Genomic DNA, 21311 nt, shown 5'->3' on the forward strand with positions numbered 1-21311 from the left:
GGCCCGGATTGCATCCGGGCCAAGGCCATCGCCTTAGGCTTCCTGATACGCCTCGATCGACGGGCAGGCGCAGATCAGGTTGCGGTCGCCGAACACGTTGTCGACCCGGCCGACCGGCGGCCAGTACTTGCCATCGACCAAGCTGGCGACCGGGTAGACCGCCTGCTCGCGGCTGTAGGCGTGGCTCCACTCGCCGACCAGTTCCAGGGCGGTGTGCGGCGCGTTCTTCAGCGGGTTGTCGTTGGCATCCAGTTCGCCCCGTTCGACCGCGCGGATTTCCTCGCGGATGGCGATCATGGCGTCGCAGAAGCGATCCAGTTCTTCCTTGGATTCGCTTTCGGTCGGCTCGATCATCAGGGTGCCGGCGACCGGGAAGGACATGGTCGGGGCGTGGAAACCGAAGTCGATCAGGCGCTTGGCCACGTCGTCGACGCTGATGCCGGAGCTGTCCTTGAGCGGACGGATGTCCAGGATGCACTCGTGCGCCACCAGACCGCCTTCGCCGCTATAGAGCACCGGGTAGTGTTCTTCCAGGCGGCGAGCGATGTAGTTGGCGTTGAGAATCGCCACCTGCGAAGCGCGCTTGAGGCCTTCGCCGCCCATCATGCTGATGTACATCCAGGTGATCGGCAGGATGCTGGCGCTGCCAAACGGCGCGGCGCTGACCGCACCGGTCTTGCGCGCCATGTTGGCGTGGCCGGGCAGGAAGGGGATCAGGTGTGCCTTGACGCCGATCGGACCGACGCCCGGGCCGCCACCGCCGTGCGGGATGCAGAAAGTCTTGTGCAGGTTCAGGTGCGAGACGTCGCCACCGAACTGGCCCGGGGCGCAGAGGCCGACCATGGCATTCATGTTGGCGCCGTCGATGTACACCTGACCGCCGTTGTCGTGGACGATCTGGGCGATCTCGCGGATGCCTTCCTCGAACACGCCGTGGGTCGACGGGTAGGTGATCATCAGCGCAGCCAGGCGCTCCTTGTGCTCTTCGGCCTTGGCCTTGAGGTCGGCGATGTCGACGTTGCCGCGGGCGTCACAGGCGGTCACCACCACGCGCATGCCGGCCATGCTGGCGGTTGCCGGGTTAGTACCGTGGGCCGAGGAGGGGATCAGGCAGATGTCGCGCTGCTCGTCGCCGCGGCTCTGGTGGTAGGCGCGGATCGCCAGCAAGCCGGCGTATTCGCCCTGGGAGCCGGCGTTCGGCTGCAGGGAGATGCCGTCGTAGCCGGTGGCGGCGCAGAGCATGGCCTCGAGTTCATCGGTCAGCTGCTGGTAGCCCTGGCTCTGTGCGGCCGGAGCGAAGGGGTGCAGGTTGCCGAACTCGGCCCAGGTCACCGGGATCATTTCGCTGGCGGCGTTGAGCTTCATGGTGCAGGAACCCAGCGGGATCATGCTGCGGTCCAGGGCCAGGTCCTTGTCGGCGAGCTTGCGCAGGTAGCGCATCAGCTCGGTTTCCGAGTGGTAACGGTTGAACACTTCGTGCGCCAGAATTGCCGACTGACGCAGCAGGCCTTGCGGCAGGCGCGAGGCGACGCTGGCGGACAGCTCGGCGAAGCTTGGCAGGCTGTGCCCCGGCTCGGCGAAGACTTCCCACAGGCGCTCGACGGCAGCCTGGTCGCTGGTTTCGTCCAGGGACAGCCCCAGACGTTGGTCGTCGATCTCGCGCAGGTTGATGCCCATTGCACGCGCCTGCTGGTGCAGTTGTGCGGTGCGCTCACCGCTGGCCACGCTCAGGGTGTCGAAGAAGTGCGCTTGCTCCACGGCCAGGCCGAGGTTGACCAGGCCCTGGGCGAAAATCGCGGTCAGCTGGTGGGTGCGCTGGGCGATCTGGCTCAGGCCCTCGGGACCGTGATAGACGGCGTACATGCTGGCGATGTTGGCCAGCAGCACCTGGGCGGTGCAGATGTTGCTGGTGGCCTTCTCGCGGCGGATGTGCTGCTCGCGGGTCTGCATGGCCAGGCGCAGGGCCGGCTTGCCGAAACGGTCGACCGAAACGCCGACCAGACGGCCCGGCATGTCGCGCTTGAAAGCATCGCGGGTGGCGAAGTAGGCGGCGTGCGGGCCACCGAAGCCCAGTGGCACACCAAAGCGCTGGGCACTGCCCAGGGCCACGTCGGCACCGAATTCGCCCGGCGGGGTGAGCAGGGTCAGGGCCAGCAGATCGGCGGCCACGGCCACCAGGGCATTGGCGGCGTGGAAGCGCTCGACCAGCTCGCGATAGTCGTAGATATCGCCATTGCTGGCCGGGTATTGCAGCAGTGCGCCGAAGTAGGCACTGGCGTCGCTGATGGTGCTTTCGTCGCCGACCACTACCTCGATACCCAGCGGTTCGGCGCGGGTGCGCAGTACATCGAGGGTCTGCGGGTGGCAGTGCTGCGAGGCGAAGAAGGCGTTGCTGGCCTTATTTTTCGACAGGCGCTTGCAGAAGGTCATGGCCTCGGCGGCGGCGGTGGCTTCATCGAGCAGGGAGGCGTTGGCGATCGACAGGCCGGTGAGGTCGATGATCAGGGTCTGGAAATTCAGCAGCGCTTCCAGGCGGCCCTGGGAAATCTCCGGCTGGTAGGGGGTGTAGGCGGTGTACCAGGCCGGGTTTTCCAGCAGGTTGCGCAGGATCGGGCTCGGCGTGTGGGTGCCGTAGTAACCCTGGCCGATGTAAGTCTTGAGTTGCTGATTGTTGCCGGCAATTGCCTTGATCTTGGCCAGGGCATCGGCTTCGCTGAGGCCCGGGGTTTGCCCGAGTACGCTGGTGCCCTTGATGCTCTCGGGAATCACGCTGGCGGTCAGGGCATCAAGGGAGTCGAAACCGAGGGTGCTGAGCATCGCCGCAGTGTCGGAGTCGCGCGGGCCAATATGCCGGGCGATAAATTCGTTCTGGGTGGTCAGATCGGTCATTGGATTCTCTCAGGCGTCGGCGTTGGCGTTGAGCAGGCGCTCATAAGCGGCCTGGTCGAGCAGGTCAGCCACGGCGCTGGCATTGGCCGGGCGGAAACGGAAAAACCAGCCCTTGCCCAGCGGGTCTTCGTTGACCAGTTCCGGGCTGGCGTCCAGCTCGGCGTTGACCTCAAGCACTTCGCCGTCCAGCGGCATGGCGATGTTGCTGGCAGCCTTTACCGATTCCAGTACTGCGACTTCTGCGCCTTCGGCGTAGCTCTGCAAGTCTGGCAGTTGCACGAACACCACATCACCCAGGGCTTCCTGAGCGTAGGCGGTGATACCCACGGTGACCAGACCATCGGCATCCTGACGCAGCCATTCGTGTTCAACAGTAAAACGCAACTCGCTCATGTGAATTCCTCAAGTAGTCAGACTCGCCCGATTCTTGTTTGGGCGATGATCAAGGTGCTCGTGCCAGGCAGCGAGCGCTTTGCCAGAGATCATAGCAAGTGCGGTGCCATTGTTATTTTTATCAATTAAATCAATGGCTTACATGATTTTCATGGTGGTTTGTGAAAATAGCCGTGTATCGAATTCGATACGAAAGGGGGCGGCGGGGACAAAAGCACCCTGACAAAGCCGTTGATGTCGCGGGTTGGCAGGTTTATGTCGCTCGTGTATTGAATTCAGTACGGTGTATTGGTTTGAATACGGCGCATCGCCTCCGGCAGTTGGTGCGGCGAGCAATTCGTTTCAGTCCTGCACGGGTTTCTATTTGGAGGGCTGAAGGCGGATCGCTGCCAGCCCCTCTAGCTAAACGAGCACGGCGCGCAGGTGCCGCTCAGCGCATCAGTCCTTCCATTGCGTCCGCCAGCCTGGCGGCCAGGGCGCGGCGCCAGGCTGGGCTGTGCGGGTTGGCGAGTACCCGGTCTTCCGCAGCGAAGCTGCGCATGATGGCGGCGTAGCCGAGCCAGCGACAGGGTTCCGGCTCCCAGGCCTTGAGGGCCGACAGGGGGCGTTCGCCGAGCACCCAGGGTTGCTGGGTCAACTGGCTACTACGGCCCAGGATCAGGTCGGCCAGGGTGCGCCCGCCAAGGTTGCTGGCACCGACCCCCTCACCGCCGTAGCCGCCGGAGAGGGCGATGCGGTTGTCGCGGTCGAGCAGCATGTGCGGCTGGAAGCGCCGCGCCATGCCAAGGTTGCCGCCCCAGCCATGGCTGACCTCGACGTTGCGCAACTGCGGGAACAGCTCGCCGAACAGGTAGCGGCGCAGGCCGATTTCCTCGGCATTCAGGTTGAAGTCCTGGCGCAGCTTGCCGGCGAAGCGATAACCGCCACGGGCGCCGAACACCAGGCGGTCGTCGGCGCTGCGCTGGCCGTAGGTGACCTGGCGGCTGAATTCGCTGAAGGCCTGGCCGCGATCGAGGCCGATCTCGTCCCACTGGCTGGCCGACAGCGGTTCTGTGGCCAGCAGCAGGCTTTGCACCGGCAGCTGATAGCGTCGTAGCAGTGGCAGCTCGGCGGCATAACCTTCCACCGCAGGCACCACCCAGTCGGCGTGCAGTTCGCCTTGGGCCGTGCGCAGCAGGCCCGGCTGCCAATGCATCACGCGACTTTGCTCGAACAGCTGCACGCCGAGGCGTTCGACCGCCTGGACCAGGCCGCGCACCAGTCTGGCTGGCTGGATGGTCGCGCAGTGCGGGCTGTGGATGGCACCGAGCGGGCCGTTGATGCGCAACTGTTGGTTCAGTTCGTCCGGCGCCAGCCAGCGGTAGTCGGCTGCGCTGAGGCCTTCGGCGTACAGCGAGTCGAGCCAGGTGCGCAGGCGGCGCTCCTGCTCCGGGTAACGCGCCGCGCAATAGAGCACGCCGCCCTTGCGGTAGTCGCAGGCGATGCCTTCGCGTTGCAGCACCTCGGCCACTGCGTCGGGGATGCCGTGCAGCAGGTCGAAGGCAGCCCGCCGCTGTTCGGCAGGCAAGCCGGCCAGCAAGCGGTCCTCGCCGAGCAAGTTGCCCATCAGCCAGCCGCCGTTACGCCCGGAGGCGCCAAAGCCGGCGTACTCGGCTTCGACTATGGCGATGCGCAGTTCGGGCGCCTGGCGTTTGAGGTAGTAGGCGGTCCATAAGCCGGTGTAACCGGCGCCAATGATCGCCACGTCGACGTCCAGGCGGCCCTGCAGCACCGGGCGCGGGGTCAGGGGCTGGTCGAGTTGATCCATCCACAGGCTGATGGGCAGGTGTGGCGACATCATGGCTCTCCTTGGGTGTGCACTGGCCGCCAGCCTAGCCGGCGCAAGGCGCATTGTCCCGCCCCGGCAGTTTGCGAAGACCATTCACCGGCGCTATGGCAACCCATCTAGCCGGCTCATAAGGCGGCAGGCATGCTGCGTGGTAGAGCGGTACTCACTCTTTCGGTTGACATGGCAAATCACTCTTTCGGGCGCTTATCCGAACGGGTGGCGCTGGGTAGCTTGGTGGCTCAACACGAAACCATGCTTTCCAGGAGAGCCGCATGACAACAAAAACAAGGCATGCAATCTTCCAGCCGTGCGCACTGGCAGTTGCCGTCGCTCTAGGCTGTGTCGCGCCGGTCCAGGCGATTACTTTTAATGTCGGCGAGCTCGAAGCGCAGTTCGATTCCTCGCTGTCGGTCGGCGCTAGCTGGGGTGTGCGCGATGCCGATCCGGAGTTCGTCTCGGTCGCCAGCGGCGGCAAGGCCTCCTCGCGGACCTCTGACGACGGGCGTTTGAACTTCAAGAAAGGCGAGACCTTTTCGAAGATCTTCAAGGGTATTCATGATCTCCAGGTGACATACGGCGACACCGGGATGTTCATCCGCGGCAAGTATTGGTACGACTTCGAGACCAAGGACGAAAGCCGACAGTTCTATGACATCCAGGACCACAATCGCAAAGAGGCGGCGCAGTCTTCCGGCGCGCAGATTCTCGATGCGTTCATCTACCACAACTACAGCATCGGCGATCAGCCGGGTAGCGTGCGGGTCGGCAAGCAGGTGGTCAGCTGGGGCGAGAGCACCTTTGTGCAGAACTCGATCAACTCGATCAACCCGGTTGATGCGGCCGCTTTCCGTCGTCCCGGCGCGGAGATCAAGGAAGGCTTGATCCCGGTCAACATGCTCTACCTGTCGCAGAGCCTGACTGACAGCGTCAGCATGGAGGCCTTCTACCAACTGGAGTGGGACCAGACCGTAGCGGACAACTGTGGCACCTTCTTCTCCACCGCCGATGTGATCGCCGATGGCTGCGAGGATCGCCTGGTGGTGCTCGGCCCAGATCTGCCGCCGGGCGAGTCGACCAACTCGTTCGTCGACAACGCCTACATTCCGCGTGCCGGCGACCGGGATGCGCGTGACAGCGGTCAGTACGGCCTGGCCTTGCGCTGGTTCGCCGAGCAGCTGAACAATACCGAGTTTGGCCTGTATGCCATGAACTATCATAGCCGCAGCCCGGTATTCAGCACTATCCGCACCACCACCCCGAACTTCGCCTCCTTCATTCCCGGTGCGCCGAACGCGGGTTACTTCGTCGAATACCCGGAAGACATTCGTCTCTATGGCATGAGCTTCCAGACCAATGTCGGCGGCACCGCATTGTCCGGTGAACTCAGCTACCGGCCGAATATGCCAATGCAGATCAACTCCACCGACCTGTCCTTCGCCGCCCTTGGCCTGCCGTTCAACCCGGTATTCGAAACGGGCCACGCCAGCAACGTTGCCAGCGCCGATATCCACGGTTACGAGCGCAAGCCGTTCACTCAGGCACAGATCACCGCGTTGCAGTTCTTCGACCGGGTACTCGGCGCCAGCCGCCTGACCGTGATCGGTGAGGTCGCTTACAACCACATCAGCGGTATCAAGGACGAGGTCGGCGAGCTGCGCTTCGGTCGTGACCCGATCTACGGCGCTGGTGAGTTCAGCGTGCCGGGCGTGTGCGCCGCGTTCAACTCGGCCAACCCGGACGAGTGCCAGGGCGACGGTTTCTATACCAGCAACTCCTGGGGCTACCGCCTGCGTGCCAGTGCCGACTACAGTAATGTGGTGGCCGGTATTAACCTGACCCCAAGTGTCTCCTGGTCGCATGACGTCGATGGCTATGGGCCGAACTTCAACGAAGGCAGCAAGGCCGTCAGCCTCGGTCTGAGTGCCGACTATCAGAACACTTACAACGCGAGCCTCAGCTACACCGATTTCTTCGGTGGCGACTACAACACGACTACCGATCGTGACTTCGTGGCCCTGAGTTTCGGTATGAACTTCTGATCAACAACGCGCAAAGGATCCGTACATGATGAAAACGACAAGAATCCTGAAAACCGGTGCGTTGGCCCTGACGCTGCTGGCGAGTAGTGTGATGGCCGCCGTCTCCGAGCAAGAGGCCGCGCAACTGGGCACCACCCTGACCCCGATCGGTGCGCAAATGGCCGGCAACGCCGACGGCAGCATCCCGGCCTGGACTGGCGGCCTGCCAACCAACGCCGCCGCGGTCGACAGCAATGGCTTCCTCGCCGACCCGTTCGCCAGCGAGCAGCCGTTGTTCACCATCACCGCCGCCAATGCCGAGCAGTACAAGGACAAGCTGTCCCCTGGGCAAATGGCGATGTTCAAGCGCTATGCCGACTCCTACAAGATCCCGGTCTACCCGACCCATCGCAGTGCTGCGCTGCCCGATGAGATCTATGCTGCGGCGAAGCAGAGTGCTCTCCACACCACCACGGTGGACGGTGGTAATGGCCTGCAGAACTTCAGCGACAGCCACTACTATGCCTTCCCGATCCCGAAGACCGGGGTCGAGGTGGTGTGGAACCACATCACTCGCTACCGCGGCGGCAACGTCAAGCGCTACATCACTCAGGCCACGCCACAAACCAACGGCTCCTACAGCCTGGTCAAGTTCGAGGACGAAATCGCCTTTCCCTCCGACATGCCCGATGTCGACCCGGCCAAGGCGGCGAACATCCTCCTGTATTTCAAGCAGCGGGTAACCGCGCCGTCGCGCCTGGCGGGTAACGTGCTGCTGGTGCACGAGACCATCGACCAGGTCAAGGAACCGCGCCTGGCGTGGATCTACAACGCCGGTCAGCGTCGCGTACGCCGCGCCCCGCAGGTGGCCTACGATGGCCCGGGTACCGCCTCGGACGGCATGCGCACCGCGGACAACTTCGATCTGTTCTCCGGCGCGCCGGACCGTTACGACTGGAAGCTGGTTGGCAAGAAGGAGATGTACATTCCTTACAACAGCTACAAGCTGGATTCGCCCAGTCTGAAGTACGACGACGTGATCAAGGCCGGGCATATCAACCAGGACCTGGCCCGCTACGAGCTGCACCGGGTCTGGGAAGTCGAGGCCACGCTGAAGTCCGGCGAGCGGCATATCTATGCCAAGCGTCACATGTACTTCGACGAGGACAGCTGGCAGTTGGCCCTGGTCGATCACTACGATGGCCGCGGTCAATTGTGGCGCGTCGCCGAGGGACATGCCCAGAGCTACTACAACCACAAGATGACGGGTTACACGCTAGAGGCGCTGTACGACATCATCGCCGGACGCTACCTGGCCCTGGGCATGAAGAACGAGGAGAAGTCTTCCTACGTCTTCGGGTTCGAGGCCAGTGCCGCCGACTACACCCCGGCAGCCTTGCGCAGTTCCGGCGTGCGCTAAGACTGGCCGAGTCATTGCTCCTCCTAAATTGGGCGGCCTTCGGGCCGCCTTTTTTTTATCGCCGAATATTAGTTAGGCTGATATAGCTATTGCATGCCAACGTTCGGGTCTAGTCTCGTGGGCAAAGCTCCCCTACAAAATCAATACGAGCCGTCATGACCGCCTACGCGCCATCTCCGCCTATCGCATTGCCATCCTGTGCCAAAGGCCTGTTGCCGCGCCAACCGCCAGGGCATGTTCAGCGCGAGCAGCTACAGCGGCTTTTGCTCGCCCAGGACTGTCGCCTGCGTTTGCTGGTCGCCCCGGCAGGGTTCGGCAAGTCGGTGCTGCTCGCCGACTGCGCCCGCGACTGTCCGCCCGAATACTCACCGCTGTGGCTCAACTGCGCAGGGCAGCTAGCCTCGCCAGCAGAGTTTTGTCGTCTACTGGCCGTCACCCTGGGCTATCCGTCGAGCTTGAGTGAAGCCGAACTGTTGGCTGCGGTGCAGCAGGAGGAGCGTGCGCTGTGGCTCATGCTCAACGACTATCCACGCGAGCTCGATGATGAGCTCGACGCCTGCCTCGATCGTCTGCTCTGCGCTTCGCCGCCCAACCTCTGCTGGTGGCTTGGCAGCCGGCGGCGCCCACTATGCAACTTCCCGCGCCTGTTGCTGGAGGGCGAGTTGTTCGAACTGGGCGGCGCGGATCTGGCCTTCACCCCGGGTGAGGTTGCTGCCTGGTTACAACATGTGGATACGCTGCGTTCCAGCCGCGCGGAGAGCCTGTTTGGCCTTACCCGCGGCTGGCCGGCGGCCCTGCGCCTGCTGGCTGCCCAGGGCGAGCGCGAAGGTTCGGGGTCGCTGCTGTGTGAGGAACATAATGCGTTGCTGCGCGATTACATCGAGCATGAGGTGCTGCAGGGCCTGTCTGCCGAACTGAAGCACGCACTCTGCCAGTTGGCACAGATTCCGCAGTTCAACGACGAGCTCTGCGAGCATTTGCTGGGCGTAGGTGAGGGCGCCACCTGGCTGCAAGCGCTGCGCGCACGCGGCCTGTTCATCAGTGAAGTAGAAGGTGCGGCAGACTGGCTCGAAGTCTTCCCGCCACTGGCGCATCTGCTGCAGCAGCGAGCGAAAACCGCGCCTTGCACCCGCCTGCACCTGCAGGCCAGCCAATGGTTTGCCGCCCGCGGTGAAGTACGCGCGGCGGTGGAGCATGCGCTCAAGGGTGGCCAGCCGGAAGTCGCGGCCAGTTTTCTCGAGCGGTTCACTGAAGAACAGTTGCTCCAGGGCCAGGATCTGGCGTTGATTCTGCACTGGCGCAACGAGCTGCCTGAAAGCCTGTTGACCAGCACGCCACGGCTGATCCTGCTCCACGCCTGGGCGTTGTTGCTGGTTGGGCGCCCGGGGGAGGCGCAGGTCTGTGTCGATCAGCTGGCACGCTTTCAGCCGCGGGCCGATGCCGAACGCCTGACTGAGCTGTTTGCCCAGTGGCAAGCGATTCGCGGGATTGCCGCCTATGGTCGTGGCAAAGGAGCAGAGGCGCGCGCGCACTTGCTCGAGGCGCTGCCGGCGTTGCCGGATGCCGCCTGGGCCCAGGCCCTCCTGTGCCGTTCGGTGCTGACCCAGATCGCCATCGGCGAAGGTCACCTGGAGCAGGCGCAACACCTCAGCTACGAGGTGCTGAAGCAGGCGCGGCTTTGCGGTAGTGGCGTATTCGAGGCATTGCTGGAGCTTGATCATGCGCTGCTGCTGGAGGCGCGTGGCGAATTCGCCCGCGCCGAGGCGCTGTTGCAACGGGTACTTGAGCAGATGGACGCGCAGTCGCTGCCCCAAACGCCGGTGCGCGGCCGGATTCTGCTGCGTCTGGGGCGCCTGGCATTGCGCCAGGGTTGCATCGAGCACGCCGCGAGCCACCTGCAGGCCGGACTCGAGGGCGCGCTGGCCGAGGCCGATCCGGGGGCCTTTCATGGTTATCTGGGCCTGGCCGAACTGGCCACCTGCCGGCGTGATATTCCCGCCGCTTTCGCTCACCTGGGCGAGGCCGAGCGCTGGATGCAGCGCCATCGGGTTAGCGACGGCCTGTATCGCGGCGTGCTGTTGTTGGCCAGCAGTCGTCTGTGGATCTATCAGGGGCACCACGAGCGTGCTCGCGAAGCCTTGACCCGAGTGCTGGGCCACCGACGAGAGAGCAGCGTGCCGCCACCGAATTTTCCCGAACTGTTCCTGCGTCTGGAACATCTACTGCTGTGCCTCGACATGGCGCGAGGCGCAGATGTCCGCGAGGCGCTGCAGAAGTTGCTCGATAAGGCCGTGGCCCAGGGTCGCCAGGCGTTCGCCAGTGAACTCTGGTCAAGCTATGCCGAGGCCTGCAGCGCCTGCGCCGATGTGTCAGCGGCGAACCAGGCCCGTCAGGCCGCGCAAAGTCTGCGTCAGCGGCTCAATTACCAGGGCGTGTGGTTCGCCGCCGACGAACTCCCCCTGGCGGCCGAGGTGCCGGCGGCAGATGCCTGCCTCAGCTGCCGCGAGCTGACCGTGCTGCGCCTGATTGCCGAGGGCCTGTCCAATCAGGAGGTCGCCGAACAGCTGTTTATTTCCCTGCATACGGTGAAGACCCATGCGCGGCGGATCAACGGCAAGCTCGGCGTGGCCCGACGCACCCAGGCAGTGGCGCAGGCCAAGGTGTTGGGGCTGTTGTAAGTCGGGGAATGGCTCGCCGTCACAGCGCCGGGGGGTTACTCGCCGCAGGCAGTAGGCCAGAAGCTGTTGGTGTAAATGCCGTTGGCGGGCTGTCGCTTCGCTCCGAGGCCGCCCTACGATCTCGAATAATCCGCGATCCGTAGGGCGCTACTCGCCGCAGGCAGTAGGCCATGGCTCACCGGCGCGGCACAGAATCCGGCGGGTTGTCGCTGCGCGCCGAGGCCGCCCTACGATCTCGAACAATCCGCGATCCGTAGGGCGCTACTCGCCGCAGGCAGTAGGCCATGGCTCACCGGCGCGACACAGAATCCGGCGGGTTGTCGCTGCGCGCCGAAGGGACCTCTGCGTGGGTGAATCAATGCAGCGCCGGCGGCGTGGCGAGTTGGCGCAGGCGCTCGGTGAGCAGCATGCGTTGCGCCGGATCGTCACAGAGCAGCAGGGCGTGCTGCACATCGAAACGCTCAGCCTGGGGGCACTCCAGGCGCTGATACAGTTCGGCACGGGCCAGGTGGTCGGCAGCCGTAGGCGTGCCCAGTAGCAACACGCGTTCGGCATCTTTCAATGCCGCGAGGTAGTCCTCTTCCAGCAGGTGCAGGTGCAGCAGGTTGCGCGATAGCCGTTGCAGCATGCTGCGACCATCGCAGGCGCCCATGTGACTGGCACTGAGTTCGGCCTGGGCCCCCTGGTAGCGGGTCAGCAGCTCGCGACAGTCACGGGTGTACAGGCGCCGTCCGCCGCAGGGGTCGAGCAGGTGATCGGCTGCGGTTACCCGCAGCAGGAAGTGCCCGGGAAAATTCACGCCTTGCAAGGGGATTTCCAGGCGCCGTGCCAGCTCCAGGGCAACCAATGCCAGTGACAGCGGTTGGCCGCGGCGGCGCTGGATAACCTTGTGCAGCAAGGCGCTCTGCGGGCGTGGCGGGCTGTCGTCTTCGCGAAAATCCAGCTCATTCAGGCGCCGCAGCAGCGGTTGTGCGAGTTCCCGGGGTGGCAAGGCGGGCAAGCCGAGGCTGATTTGCTGCTGCAGCGCGCTGAGCTCGCGCAGCACGTCGGCCGGTTGCAGCGTCGGATCGTGTTCGGCGGCAATCCATAGCGCCGCCTCGAAGACTGCGGGCGGTTCTCGTTCAAGGCAGGCAAGACAGCACTGGCGTGGGCTCATGATCACCTCTGCGCAAGACTCGGTTGTAACCGCCTTGGTGGGGCGGCGTCCAGTGTTGTGCCTGGATTGGCTGTTTATACAGCCTGGCTTTGCTTACGGCTGTGGTTATGCCGGCCTGGCCGGGCATTTTCGGGGGCTGCACCTATACTGGCTGTAACCAGCAGTAAGGGAGCCTCAGCATGTTCGCCATGATGGAAGCCGCCCGGCTTGAGGCCTTGCACCTCACTCAGGATCCGGTCACGGGCCTCAAGGCGATTATCGCCATCCACAACACGCGACTGGGGCCCGCTCTGGGCGGCTGCCGCTACCTGGTTTATCCCGACGAGCAGAGTGCCATCCGTGATGCCATGCGCCTGGCCCAGGGCATGAGTTACAAGGCCGCGCTGGCCGGCCTGGCTCAGGGTGGGGGCAAGGCGGTGATTATCCGCCCGGCGCATGTCGACAATCGCGGTGCGCTATTCGAAGCGTTCGGGCGCTTTATCGAGACGCTCAATGGGCGCTACATCACCGCTGTCGACAGCGGCACCTCCAGTGCCGACATGGACTGCATCGCCCAGCACACTCAGCACGTGACCAGCACCACCAGCGAGGGCGACCCTTCACCACACACGGCCATGGGCGTGTTCGCCGGGATCCGCGCCACCGCCCTGGCTCGTCTGGGCAGCGACGACCTGGAAGGCCTGCGGGTTGCCATTCAAGGCCTCGGCCATGTCGGTTACGCCCTGGCCGAGCAGTTGCATGCGGCCGGTGTCGAACTGTTGGTCAGTGACCTGGATGCGGGTCGCGTGAGGTTGGCGGTGGAGCAACTGGGGGCCCAGCCGGTGCCCAGCGCCGCGCTACTCGGCAGCCGCTGCGATATTCTCGCGCCCTGCGGCCTGGGCGGCATCCTCAATGCCGAAAGCGTCGGCCAGCTGCGATGCTCGGCGGTGGCCGGAGCGGCGAACAACCAGTTGGCCAGTACCGAGGTGGCAGACACCCTGCAGCGCCGGGGGATTCTCTACGCGCCGGACTACGTGATCAATGCCGGCGGGCTGATCTATGTGGCCCTGCGCCACAAGGGGGCCAGTCAGGTGGCAATCACCGCGCACATGGCGAAGATCAGCCAGCGCCTGGCCGAGATCTATGCCCAGGCCGAGGCTGATCATCGCTCGCCGGCGCGGATCGCCGATGCCCTCGCGGAGGCCGTGCTGTATGACTGACAGCCGCAGACCTGCGCCATAAGCGTCGGCGGCGGCCAATGCACTCACAAGGTGCGAGGACTTGCCCATGAACCCACTCAACCCCGATCTGCCCTTCACCCGCTATCTCGCCGCGGATGGCCGTCTGCTGGCCGATCTGCCGGCCTGGGCCGATGACTTCGACCTGCTCTGCCGGCTGTACCGGCAGATGGTCCTGGCCCGTGTGTTCGACCAGAAGGCGGTCGCCCTGCAGCGCACCGGGCGCATCGGCACCTACGCGCCGACGGTGGGCCAGGAAGCGATCAGCGTGGCCATCGGCGCCCTGATGCGGGCGGATGATGTGCTGGTGCCCTACTACCGCGACACCGCCGCGCAGGTCATGCGCGGGGTGAAGATGGAGGAGATCCTGCTCTACTGGGGCGGCGACGAGCGCGGCAGCGCCTTCGCCGATCCGGCGGCGGCGCAGGATTTTCCGCTGTGCGTGCCGATCGCCACCCAGGCCCTGCATGCCTGCGGGGTGGCCACGGCGATGAAGATTCGCGGTGAGCACCGGGTGGCCGTCACCACTTGCGGCGATGGTGCCACCAGCAAGGGCGACTTCCTCGAGGCGCTCAATGTCGCCGGTGCCTGGCAGTTGCCGGTGGTCTTCGTGGTCAACAACAACCAGTGGGCGATCTCGGTGCCGCGGCGCATCCAGTGCGGCGCGCCGACCCTGGCGCAGAAGGCGACCGGCGCCGGCTTCCATGGTGAACAGGTCGACGGCAATGACATCATCGCCGTGTATGACCGCATGCAAATTGCCCTGGAACGCGCCCGCCATGGCAAGGGGCCGGTGTTGCTGGAATGCCTCAGCTACCGCCTCGGCGACCACACCACCGCCGACGATGCGACCCGCTACCGCAGCGCCGAAGAGCTTAAGCAGGCCTGGCAGGAAGAACCGATCAAGCGCCTGCAGACCTTCCTCGCCGCCCAGGGCGTGTGGGACGAAGGCCGCGAGCAGGTCCTGATCGGCGAGTGCCAGGCCCAGGTGCAGCAGGCGGTCGAGGCCTTCGAGGCGGCCGGCAACCAGCCCCTCGAAAGCGTCTTCGATTACGTCTATGCGCAGTGGCCTGCGGCGCTGGCCGAGCAGCGCGAACAGTTCCTCGAGCGCGCCGCCCGGCGCGGGGAGGGCAGTGACCATGAGTAATGAAAAGATCAGCCTGCTCGAGGCGGTCAACCTCGCCCTGCACCGGGCGATGACCGAGGACGACAACGTGGTGGTGCTCGGCGAGGATGTCGGCGTCAATGGCGGAGTGTTCCGCGCCACCGCCGGCCTGCGCGAGGCCTTCGGCTTCAAGCGGGTGATCGACACCCCGCTGGCCGAGACCATGATCGCCGGCCTGGCGGTTGGCATGGCTGCGCAGGGGCTCAAGCCGGTGATGGAAATCCAGTTCATGGGCTTCATCTACCCGGCGCTGGATCAGCTGGTGTCGCATGCCAGTCGGATGCGCAACCGCACCCGCGGTCGCCTGAGCTGCCCGATGGTGCTGCGCACGCCGATGGGCGCCGGCATCCGAGCCCCCGAGCACCATAGCGAGAGCACCGAGGCGCTGTTCGCGCAGATTCCCGGCCTGCGCGTGGTCATCCCCTCGTCGCCGGCGCGGGCCTATGGCCTGTTGCTGGCGGCCATCGATGACCCCGATCCGGTGATCTTCCTCGAGCCCACCCGTCTGTACCGGATGAACCCGCAGGTTCTGCAGGACGACGGCAAGCGCCTGCCGCTGGACAGCTGTTTCACCCTGCGCGAGGGCAGCGACCTGACCCTGATCAGTTGGGGCGCCAGCGTTCACGAGACCCTGCAAGCGGCCGCGCAACTGCAGGAGCGCGGGGTGTCCGCCGAGGTAATCGACGTCGCCTGCGTCAAGCCGCTGGATCTGGACACCCTCGAAGCCTCAGTGCGCAAGACCGGGCGCTGCGTGATCGTGCACGAGGCGCCGAAGAGTTGCGCGGTGGGCGCGGAGATCGCCGCCAGCCTCTACGAGCGCGTCTTGCTCGACCTGCAGGCGCCGATCCAGCGGGTCACCGCGCCGGACATTCCGCCGCCGCTGTACCGTCTGGAACAGTTGTACATGCCCGGGGTCGAGGACATCCTCGCCGCCTGCGAGACGGTACTGGACTACGCCTGAATCGGGTGTATGACTGCTGCTCATCTAGGCGCGGAGGCGACGCCTAGTTCCATGCCTGCGATGCGGGTGGCGGATCGCGGGCATGGAACTAGGCGTCAGCCCCCGCTCCTACGGGGAACTGAAACGGGAGAGTGGAGATGAAATACTTCAAACTGCCCGACCTTGGCGAGGGCCTGCAGGACGCCGAGATCGTCGAGTGGCACGTCAAGGCCGGCGACCAGGTCAAGGCCGACCAGTTGCTGGTCTCGGTGGAAACCGCCAAGGCCCTGGTCGACATCCCCGCGCCCTACGACGGCGTGGTGGCCAAGACCTTCGGCAGCGAAGGCGACATCCTGCATGTCGGCGAACCCCTGCTGGGCTATGAAGGCGAGGCCGACAGCGGCACCGTGGTCGGCCGCCTGGAAGGCGGCGGCGAGGAGCAGGCCGACAGCTTCTGCGTCGGCGCGGCGCCCTCGAGCCGCGAACACCTGGCGCCTCGTGCGACCCCGGCGGTGCGTCAGCTGGCGCGCCGCCTGGGCGTCGACCTGAGCAGCCTGAGCGGCTCAGGGGCGGACGGCCTGATCACCCGCACTGATGTAGAGGCCGCCACCCAGAGTGCTCGCGACAAATTTGGTGGCGACAAGCTGCGTGGCGTGCGGCGCAGCATGGCGATCAACATGGCCCGGGCCCATGCCGAGGTGGTGCCGGTGTTCATCGCCGGTGACGCCGACCTGCACCGCTGGGCCCAGGCGCGTGATCCGCTGGTACGCCTGGCCAGGGCCATCGCCGCCGCCTGCGAAGTCGAGCCGGTGCTCAACAGCTGGTTCGACGGCAAGAACCTGTCGATCAAACAGCATGCGCAACTCGACCTGGGTATCGCCGTGGACACCGCCGAGGGTCTGTTCGTGCCGGTGCTGCGCGATGTCGGCGCGCGCTCGGCCGAGGACCTGAAGCAAGGCATCGATCGGCTGCGTGCAGACGTCAAGTCGCGTTCGATTCCGCCCCGGGAAATGATGGGCGCGACCCTGACCCTGTCGAACTTCGGCACCCTGTTCGGCCGCTATGCCAACCCGGTGGTGGTGCCGCCGCAGGTGGCGATCATTGGTGCCGGCGGCATTCGCGATGAGCCGGTGGCGGTGGACGGCAAGGTCGTGGTGCACCCGATCCTGCCGCTGTCGCTGACCTTCGATCATCGCGCGGTCACCGGTGGCGAGGCGGCGCGCTTTCTCAAGGCCCTGGTGCAGGCGCTGGAGCAGGCCGAGGGCTGAATGCGTCGAGCCTTCCTATACTTGTTCGAGGGGCTATGCGGACCGCTCCCAGCGCGCAGGGCGACAGTCGGCGGTGCGGTTCGGGCAAGGCGCCTGATCCGGGAAGGCGAGGCGTCCTTGTCGTGTATCTCGCGCCATGGCGAGAGGAGGCAAGATGACTCAGTGGAATTTCGAGGCGGATTACTTCACCGCCTGCAACTGCGATTGGGGTTGTCCGTGCAACTTCAATGCGCGGCCGACCGAAGGGCGCTGCATGGGTTGGGGTGCCTGGAACATCATCAACGGGCAGTTCGCTCGGGTCAGCCTGGATGGCCTGCGCTTCGCCCTCTACTACAGCTTCCCAGGGGCAGTTGAGGAAGGCAATGGCCAGGCCTGCGCCTACATCGACAGCCGTGCGAGCCCCGAACAGCGCGCGGCCCTGGAGGCGATCGGGACCGGCAAGGCCGGCGGCGGGATCTTCGATCTGTTCGGTGCGCAACTGGTCAGCCAGTGGCTGCCGACCAAGGTGGCGCCGATCGAGTTCGAGTTCGCCGACGGCCAGGGGCGGGTCGCTATCGAGGGCTTCGCCGAGGCGCAAAGCGAATTGCTCAGCTATCCGGATGGCAGCGTGATCCGCCCGACCCTCGACCTGCCCCACGGCATCGAATACAAGCACGGCCTGATGACCAACGCCCGGCGCTGGTGGTGGCGCGACGACCAGTTGCTGGCGCACTACGCGAACAAGTACGGTGCGGTGGCCCGGGTCAGGTTCAGCGAGCAGGGCTGCATCGGTTGACAGGGCCGAATCACCACGGCGACATGGGCGCAAATCGAAGCTTGGCAGCCCGGGGCCAACCCGCTATTGGGAGCACCCGAGCCTGCCGCTGTCGCTGACCTGCGACCATCGCGTGGTCACCGCTGGCGCGGCGGTGCGTTTCTCCAGGCCCTGGTGCCGGCGCTGGCGGCGCCATCAGCAGTCTGTGATCAGTACCGGGCAGCCGCGCCGTGCCATTCAATTCAGGCGTCCGCCTGACGGCGCCGACGCTCGTCGGAATAGGCCGCCCGGGCTGTTGCACCCCCGTGAATCGCCTGCTTAAACTCTGAGTCCTGATCGACGGGTGACCATGAGGTCAGGTCGAGCATCCAGGGCGTCCGCGTTGTCTATCTGTGCGGTGAAGTGCGCCTTGGCTGAAGCGGGGAGGATCCCCCGGCCGTGGTACGCGGAATCGATCCGATAAACCACTGCAACTAAGTGAAAGTAAACAAGTCATTTATTGGGCTGCCCGGGACTTGCTCAAGTCTCGGGTACAGGTGTTTTTTATTGCCCACGCCATGGCCCTGCGCACAGTGCACAGACTGTCAGCAGCGCCCAATCTGTGCCATGAGGATCACGATATGAGGCCGGAAACTGCCATCGTTGAAATTCACGGGAAGTACCAAATCCACACGGAGCATTACCGCAACCCTGCGGCCGACAAGACCATCATTCTGGTCAACGGCTCACTGGCAACCACCGCGTTCTTCGCGCAGACGGTGCGTTACCTGCAGCCACGCTTCAATGTGCTGCTCTACGATCAGCCCTATGCCGGCCAGTCGAAAGCGCACAATTGCCACGATCGACCGATTCGCAAGGAAGACGAAGCCGAGATACTCCTGGAACTCATCGAGCACTTTCGCGCCAACCAGGTGCTGTCCTTCTCCTGGGGCGGTGCGGCCACGTTGCTGGCCCTGGCCCAGCGGCCACGGGGGATCGAGAGGGCGGTGATCAGCTCGTTCGCCGCGCGGGTCAACCAGCCGATGCGCGATTACCTGGAGCGAGGTGTCAACCTGCTCCTGGCCGGTGACCGCGATAATGTCGGTCGCCTGATCAACGGCACCATCGGCAAGCACCTACCGCCGCTGTTGAAGCGCTTCAATCAGCGGCATATCAGCAGCCTGGCCGAACACGAATACCTGCAGATGCATTTCCATGTCCGCGAGGTGCTGGCCGAGGAGGCTCAGTGCTACCTCGACTGCGCCAAAGCCATCGAGATCCCGCTGCTGTTCGTCAACGGCGAGCGCGACGAATACACCACCGCGGCCGATGCCCGGCTGTTTGCCGAGCATGTCCGCCAGTGCCAGTTCCGCACCATCGCCGATGCCGGACACTTCCTCGATATGGAGCACAAGACGGCCTGGCACGACACCCGCCAGGCCCTGCTCGGGTTCCTCCAGCCGGCGACCGCTGTGCCAGCCATGGCGACGTCCGCGCCGCTACTGGATGGCCAGCGTTATACCGCCGCTGGCTCCAGGCCTGCGCAGCGCGTCGCCGGCTGAGCCCTGGCGGTACCTGTCTGCGGGTTGAGGCCTGGCGCGGTAGTGCGGAAGTATCCAGCCGCGTCTGGCGCTCAGCCCTTGCCGTTCGACTCCATAGCGGAATGACCGAAGGATGATTTTCCATGCGAGACAAACCTGCGTCGGGCGCCTTGCCCGTACCCGCGTCCTTTGCCAATGCCGGGCAAAGCGCCCTGGGCGGCTTGCGCGGCCGTAACCTGTTGTCCACTCTACGAACCCTGGCTGCGCAGGGCATCAAGCAGCCGATCCATAGTAGTCGTCATGCCCTGGCCCTCGGCCGGCAACTGGGGCGCGTGCTGCGTGGCGACACCGTGCTCGCGCCCAACAGCCGCGATGCCCGCTTCCAGGATCCCACCTGGCAGCTCAACCCCTTCTATCGCCGCGGTTTGCAGGCTTATCTGGTCTGGCAACAGCAACTCGCGGCCTGGGTCGACGAGAGCGATCTGCCGGCCGACGAGCAAGCCCGCGTGCGCTTCGTCCTGGCCCAGCTCGGCGATGCCCTGGCGCCGTCCAACAGCCTGCTCAACCCGTTGGCGCTCAAGGAGCTGTTCAACTCCGGCGGCATCAGTTTGCTCAAGGGCATCGGCCACCTGGTCGACGACCTGCTGCACAACGGCGGCATGCCCAGCCAGGTGAGCAAGCAGGCCTTCGAGGTTGGCCGCAACCTGGCGATCACCCCTGGCTCGGTGGTGTTTCGCAACGACTTGCTCGAGCTGATCCAGTACAAGCCGATGAGCGAGCAGCAGTACGCGCGGCCGCTGCTGATCGTGCCGCCGCAGATCAACAAGTACTACATCTTCGATCTGGCGCCGGGCAAGAGCTTCGTCCAGTACGCCCTGAAGAACGGCCTGCAGGTGTTCGTGGTGAGCTGGCGTAACCCGGACGCTCGCCACCGCGAGTGGGGCCTGTCGAATTATGTACAGGCGGTCGAGGAGGCCATCGATGCCTGTCGGGCGATTACCGCCAGCAAGGACGTCAACTTGCTGGGCGCCTGCGCCGGCGGCCTGACCATGGCCGTCTTGCAGGGCCATCTGCAGGCCAAGCGGCAGTTGCGCAAGGTCGCCAGCGCGACCTACATGGTCAGCCTGCTGGACAGTCAAGTGGAGAGTCCCGCGGCGCTGTTCGTCGACGAACAGACCCTGGCGGCGGCCAAGCGCCGCTCCTGCGAGGCGGGCGTGCTGGACGGTCGCGACATGGCCAGGGTGTTCGCCTGGATGCGTCCCAACGACCTGATCTGGAACTACTGGGTCAACAACTACCTGCTCGGCAAGCAGCCGCCGGCCTTCGACATTCTCTACTGGAACAACGACAACACCCGCCTGCCGGCCGCCCTGCACGGCGACTTCCTCGACTTCTTCCGGCTCAATGCCCTGAGCCATGCCGGCGGCATGCAGGTCTGCGGTATGCCGATCGACCTGAAGAAGGTCACGGTCGACAGCTTCCACGTGGCCGGGGTCAACGATCACATCACGCCCTGGGACACGGCCTACCGCTCGGCCCAACTGCTCGGCGGCGACAAGCGCTTCATCCTGTCCAACAGCGGGCATATCCAGGCCATCCTCAACCCGCCGGGCAACCCCAAGGCCACTTACGTGGAACACGCCACCCTGAGTGTCGACCCGCACGCCTGGCACAGCGAGGCGCAGAATCACGAGGGCAGCTGGTGGCCGCAATGGCTGGAGTGGATTCAGGCCCGCTCCGGCGCGCAACGCGAGACCCTGACGGCCCTCGGCAACCAGGACTACCCGCCGCTGGACGCCGCGCCGGGGACCTATGTGCATATGGGTTAAGCGGACTGTTCGGGAATCCGGCTAAATCGGGCCGCGTAGGTCGAGCCACGGCGGGCCAAGCCCTGTAGGCCCGGACCGGTGAGCCTGGCCGGCACGGTCCGGGCCACCCTTGAGCTGCGACATTCCAGGGTTGACCCGACGCTCGCCCAGGCGAGCCTTGGCGTAATCCGGGAGCGCTATGGCGGACGATGAATTTCCCCGGATTGCATCCGGGTTACGCAGTGCGACCTATTGGT

At 65.0% G+C, this 21311-nt stretch carries 14 protein-coding genes; 10 read left to right on the plus strand and 4 right to left on the minus strand.

All coding sequences use genetic code 11. The features are described from left to right. Positions 1 to 33 precede the first annotated feature (33 nt). The 3 genes from gcvP to PH586_RS12285 form a co-directional block, all read right to left on the minus strand. A complete protein-coding gene (gene gcvP, locus PH586_RS12275) occupies positions 34 to 2889 on the minus strand; it encodes an aminomethyl-transferring glycine dehydrogenase (protein ID WP_271348048.1) in 2856 nt (951 codons plus the stop codon). A gap of 9 nt (positions 2890 to 2898) precedes the next feature. Further along, positions 2899 to 3282 carry a glycine cleavage system protein GcvH gene (gcvH, locus tag PH586_RS12280; protein WP_238042242.1) on the minus strand — a complete coding sequence of 128 codons (384 nt, stop codon included), beginning with the start codon at positions 3280 to 3282 and terminating at the stop codon, positions 2899 to 2901. A gap of 430 nt (positions 3283 to 3712) precedes the next feature. Beyond that, on the minus strand, positions 3713 to 5119 hold the full coding sequence (locus tag PH586_RS12285) for an NAD(P)/FAD-dependent oxidoreductase (RefSeq protein WP_271348049.1): 1407 nt from the start codon (positions 5117 to 5119) through the stop codon (positions 3713 to 3715). 263 nt (positions 5120 to 5382) lie between these two features. Between PH586_RS12285 and PH586_RS12290 the strand changes: the two genes are divergently transcribed. From PH586_RS12290 to PH586_RS12300, 3 genes are all read left to right on the plus strand, one after another. Next, a complete protein-coding gene (locus PH586_RS12290) occupies positions 5383 to 7149 on the plus strand; it encodes a DUF1302 domain-containing protein (RefSeq protein WP_271348050.1) in 1767 nt (588 codons plus the stop codon). A gap of 28 nt (positions 7150 to 7177) precedes the next feature. Further along, the gene (locus tag PH586_RS12295) at positions 7178 to 8548 is read left to right on the plus strand and encodes a DUF1329 domain-containing protein (protein ID WP_271348051.1); all 1371 of its coding nucleotides are present in this window, start codon (positions 7178 to 7180) and stop codon (positions 8546 to 8548) included. A 155-nt stretch (positions 8549 to 8703) separates the two neighbouring features. Next, complete coding sequence (locus tag PH586_RS12300; protein WP_271348052.1) at positions 8704 to 11226, plus strand: helix-turn-helix transcriptional regulator; 2523 nt, start codon at positions 8704 to 8706, stop codon at positions 11224 to 11226. Positions 11227 to 11581: 355 nt separating this feature from the next. Here PH586_RS12300 and PH586_RS12305 read toward each other — a convergent pair whose 3' ends face one another. Then, positions 11582 to 12382 carry a SirB1 family protein gene (locus PH586_RS12305; RefSeq protein WP_271348053.1) on the minus strand — a complete coding sequence of 267 codons (801 nt, stop codon included), beginning with the start codon at positions 12380 to 12382 and terminating at the stop codon, positions 11582 to 11584. A 179-nt stretch (positions 12383 to 12561) separates the two neighbouring features. Here PH586_RS12305 and PH586_RS12310 point away from each other — a divergent pair, with 179 nt between their 5' ends. The 7 genes from PH586_RS12310 (at position 12562) to phaC (ending at position 21075) form a co-directional block, all read left to right on the plus strand. Beyond that, complete coding sequence (locus PH586_RS12310; protein ID WP_271348054.1) at positions 12562 to 13581, plus strand: Leu/Phe/Val dehydrogenase; 1020 nt, start codon at positions 12562 to 12564, stop codon at positions 13579 to 13581. Positions 13582 to 13648: 67 nt separating this feature from the next. Next, the gene (pdhA, locus tag PH586_RS12315) at positions 13649 to 14746 is read left to right on the plus strand and encodes a pyruvate dehydrogenase (acetyl-transferring) E1 component subunit alpha (protein WP_408636858.1); all 1098 of its coding nucleotides are present in this window, start codon (positions 13649 to 13651) and stop codon (positions 14744 to 14746) included. Next, positions 14739 to 15725, plus strand: coding sequence for an alpha-ketoacid dehydrogenase subunit beta (locus PH586_RS12320; protein ID WP_271348056.1), 987 nt, complete (start codon positions 14739 to 14741; stop codon positions 15723 to 15725). Before pdhA ends, PH586_RS12320 begins: the two co-directional genes overlap by 8 nt. Positions 15726 to 15862: 137 nt before the next feature. Continuing rightward, the gene (locus tag PH586_RS12325) at positions 15863 to 16972 is read left to right on the plus strand and encodes a dihydrolipoamide acetyltransferase family protein (RefSeq protein WP_271348057.1); all 1110 of its coding nucleotides are present in this window, start codon (positions 15863 to 15865) and stop codon (positions 16970 to 16972) included. 154 nt (positions 16973 to 17126) lie between these two features. Further along, positions 17127 to 17747, plus strand: a complete 621-nt coding sequence (locus PH586_RS12330) for a DUF1326 domain-containing protein (protein WP_271348058.1) — start codon at positions 17127 to 17129, stop codon at positions 17745 to 17747. Positions 17748 to 18346: 599 nt separating this feature from the next. After that, positions 18347 to 19267 carry an alpha/beta fold hydrolase gene (locus PH586_RS12335; RefSeq protein WP_271348059.1) on the plus strand — a complete coding sequence of 307 codons (921 nt, stop codon included), beginning with the start codon at positions 18347 to 18349 and terminating at the stop codon, positions 19265 to 19267. A gap of 122 nt (positions 19268 to 19389) precedes the next feature. Then, positions 19390 to 21075 (plus strand): class II poly(R)-hydroxyalkanoic acid synthase, encoded by a 1686-nt coding sequence (gene phaC, locus PH586_RS12340; protein WP_271348060.1) that lies wholly within the window; start codon positions 19390 to 19392, stop codon positions 21073 to 21075. Positions 21076 to 21311 lie beyond the last annotated feature (236 nt).

Source organism: Pseudomonas aestuarii, assembly GCF_027988105.1.
Lineage (GTDB): Bacteria > Pseudomonadota > Gammaproteobacteria > Pseudomonadales > Pseudomonadaceae > Aquipseudomonas > Aquipseudomonas aestuarii.

Bases quoted from the DNA above. Each gene is read 5' to 3' on its own strand.
- PH586_RS12290 (WP_271348050.1), top strand. From the start codon at position 5,383: ATGACAACAAAAACAAGGCATGCAATCTTCCAGCCGTGCGCACTGGCA.
- PH586_RS12285 (WP_271348049.1), bottom strand. From the start codon at position 5,119: ATGTCGCCACACCTGCCCATCAGCCTGTGGATGGATCAACTCGACCAG.
- PH586_RS12335 (WP_271348059.1), top strand. From the start codon at position 18,347: ATGAGGCCGGAAACTGCCATCGTTGAAATTCACGGGAAGTACCAAATC.
- gcvH (WP_238042242.1), bottom strand. From the start codon at position 3,282: ATGAGCGAGTTGCGTTTTACTGTTGAACACGAATGGCTGCGTCAGGAT.
- PH586_RS12310 (WP_271348054.1), top strand. From the start codon at position 12,562: ATGTTCGCCATGATGGAAGCCGCCCGGCTTGAGGCCTTGCACCTCACT.
- PH586_RS12305 (WP_271348053.1), bottom strand. From the start codon at position 12,382: ATGAGCCCACGCCAGTGCTGTCTTGCCTGCCTTGAACGAGAACCGCCC.
- PH586_RS12325 (WP_271348057.1), top strand. From the start codon at position 15,863: ATGAAATACTTCAAACTGCCCGACCTTGGCGAGGGCCTGCAGGACGCC.
- PH586_RS12320 (WP_271348056.1), top strand. From the start codon at position 14,739: ATGAGTAATGAAAAGATCAGCCTGCTCGAGGCGGTCAACCTCGCCCTG.
- phaC (WP_271348060.1), top strand. From the start codon at position 19,390: ATGCGAGACAAACCTGCGTCGGGCGCCTTGCCCGTACCCGCGTCCTTT.
- PH586_RS12295 (WP_271348051.1), top strand. From the start codon at position 7,178: ATGAAAACGACAAGAATCCTGAAAACCGGTGCGTTGGCCCTGACGCTG.
- PH586_RS12330 (WP_271348058.1), top strand. From the start codon at position 17,127: ATGACTCAGTGGAATTTCGAGGCGGATTACTTCACCGCCTGCAACTGC.
- pdhA (WP_408636858.1), top strand. From the start codon at position 13,649: ATGAACCCACTCAACCCCGATCTGCCCTTCACCCGCTATCTCGCCGCG.
- PH586_RS12300 (WP_271348052.1), top strand. From the start codon at position 8,704: ATGACCGCCTACGCGCCATCTCCGCCTATCGCATTGCCATCCTGTGCC.
- gcvP (WP_271348048.1), bottom strand. From the start codon at position 2,889: ATGACCGATCTGACCACCCAGAACGAATTTATCGCCCGGCATATTGGC.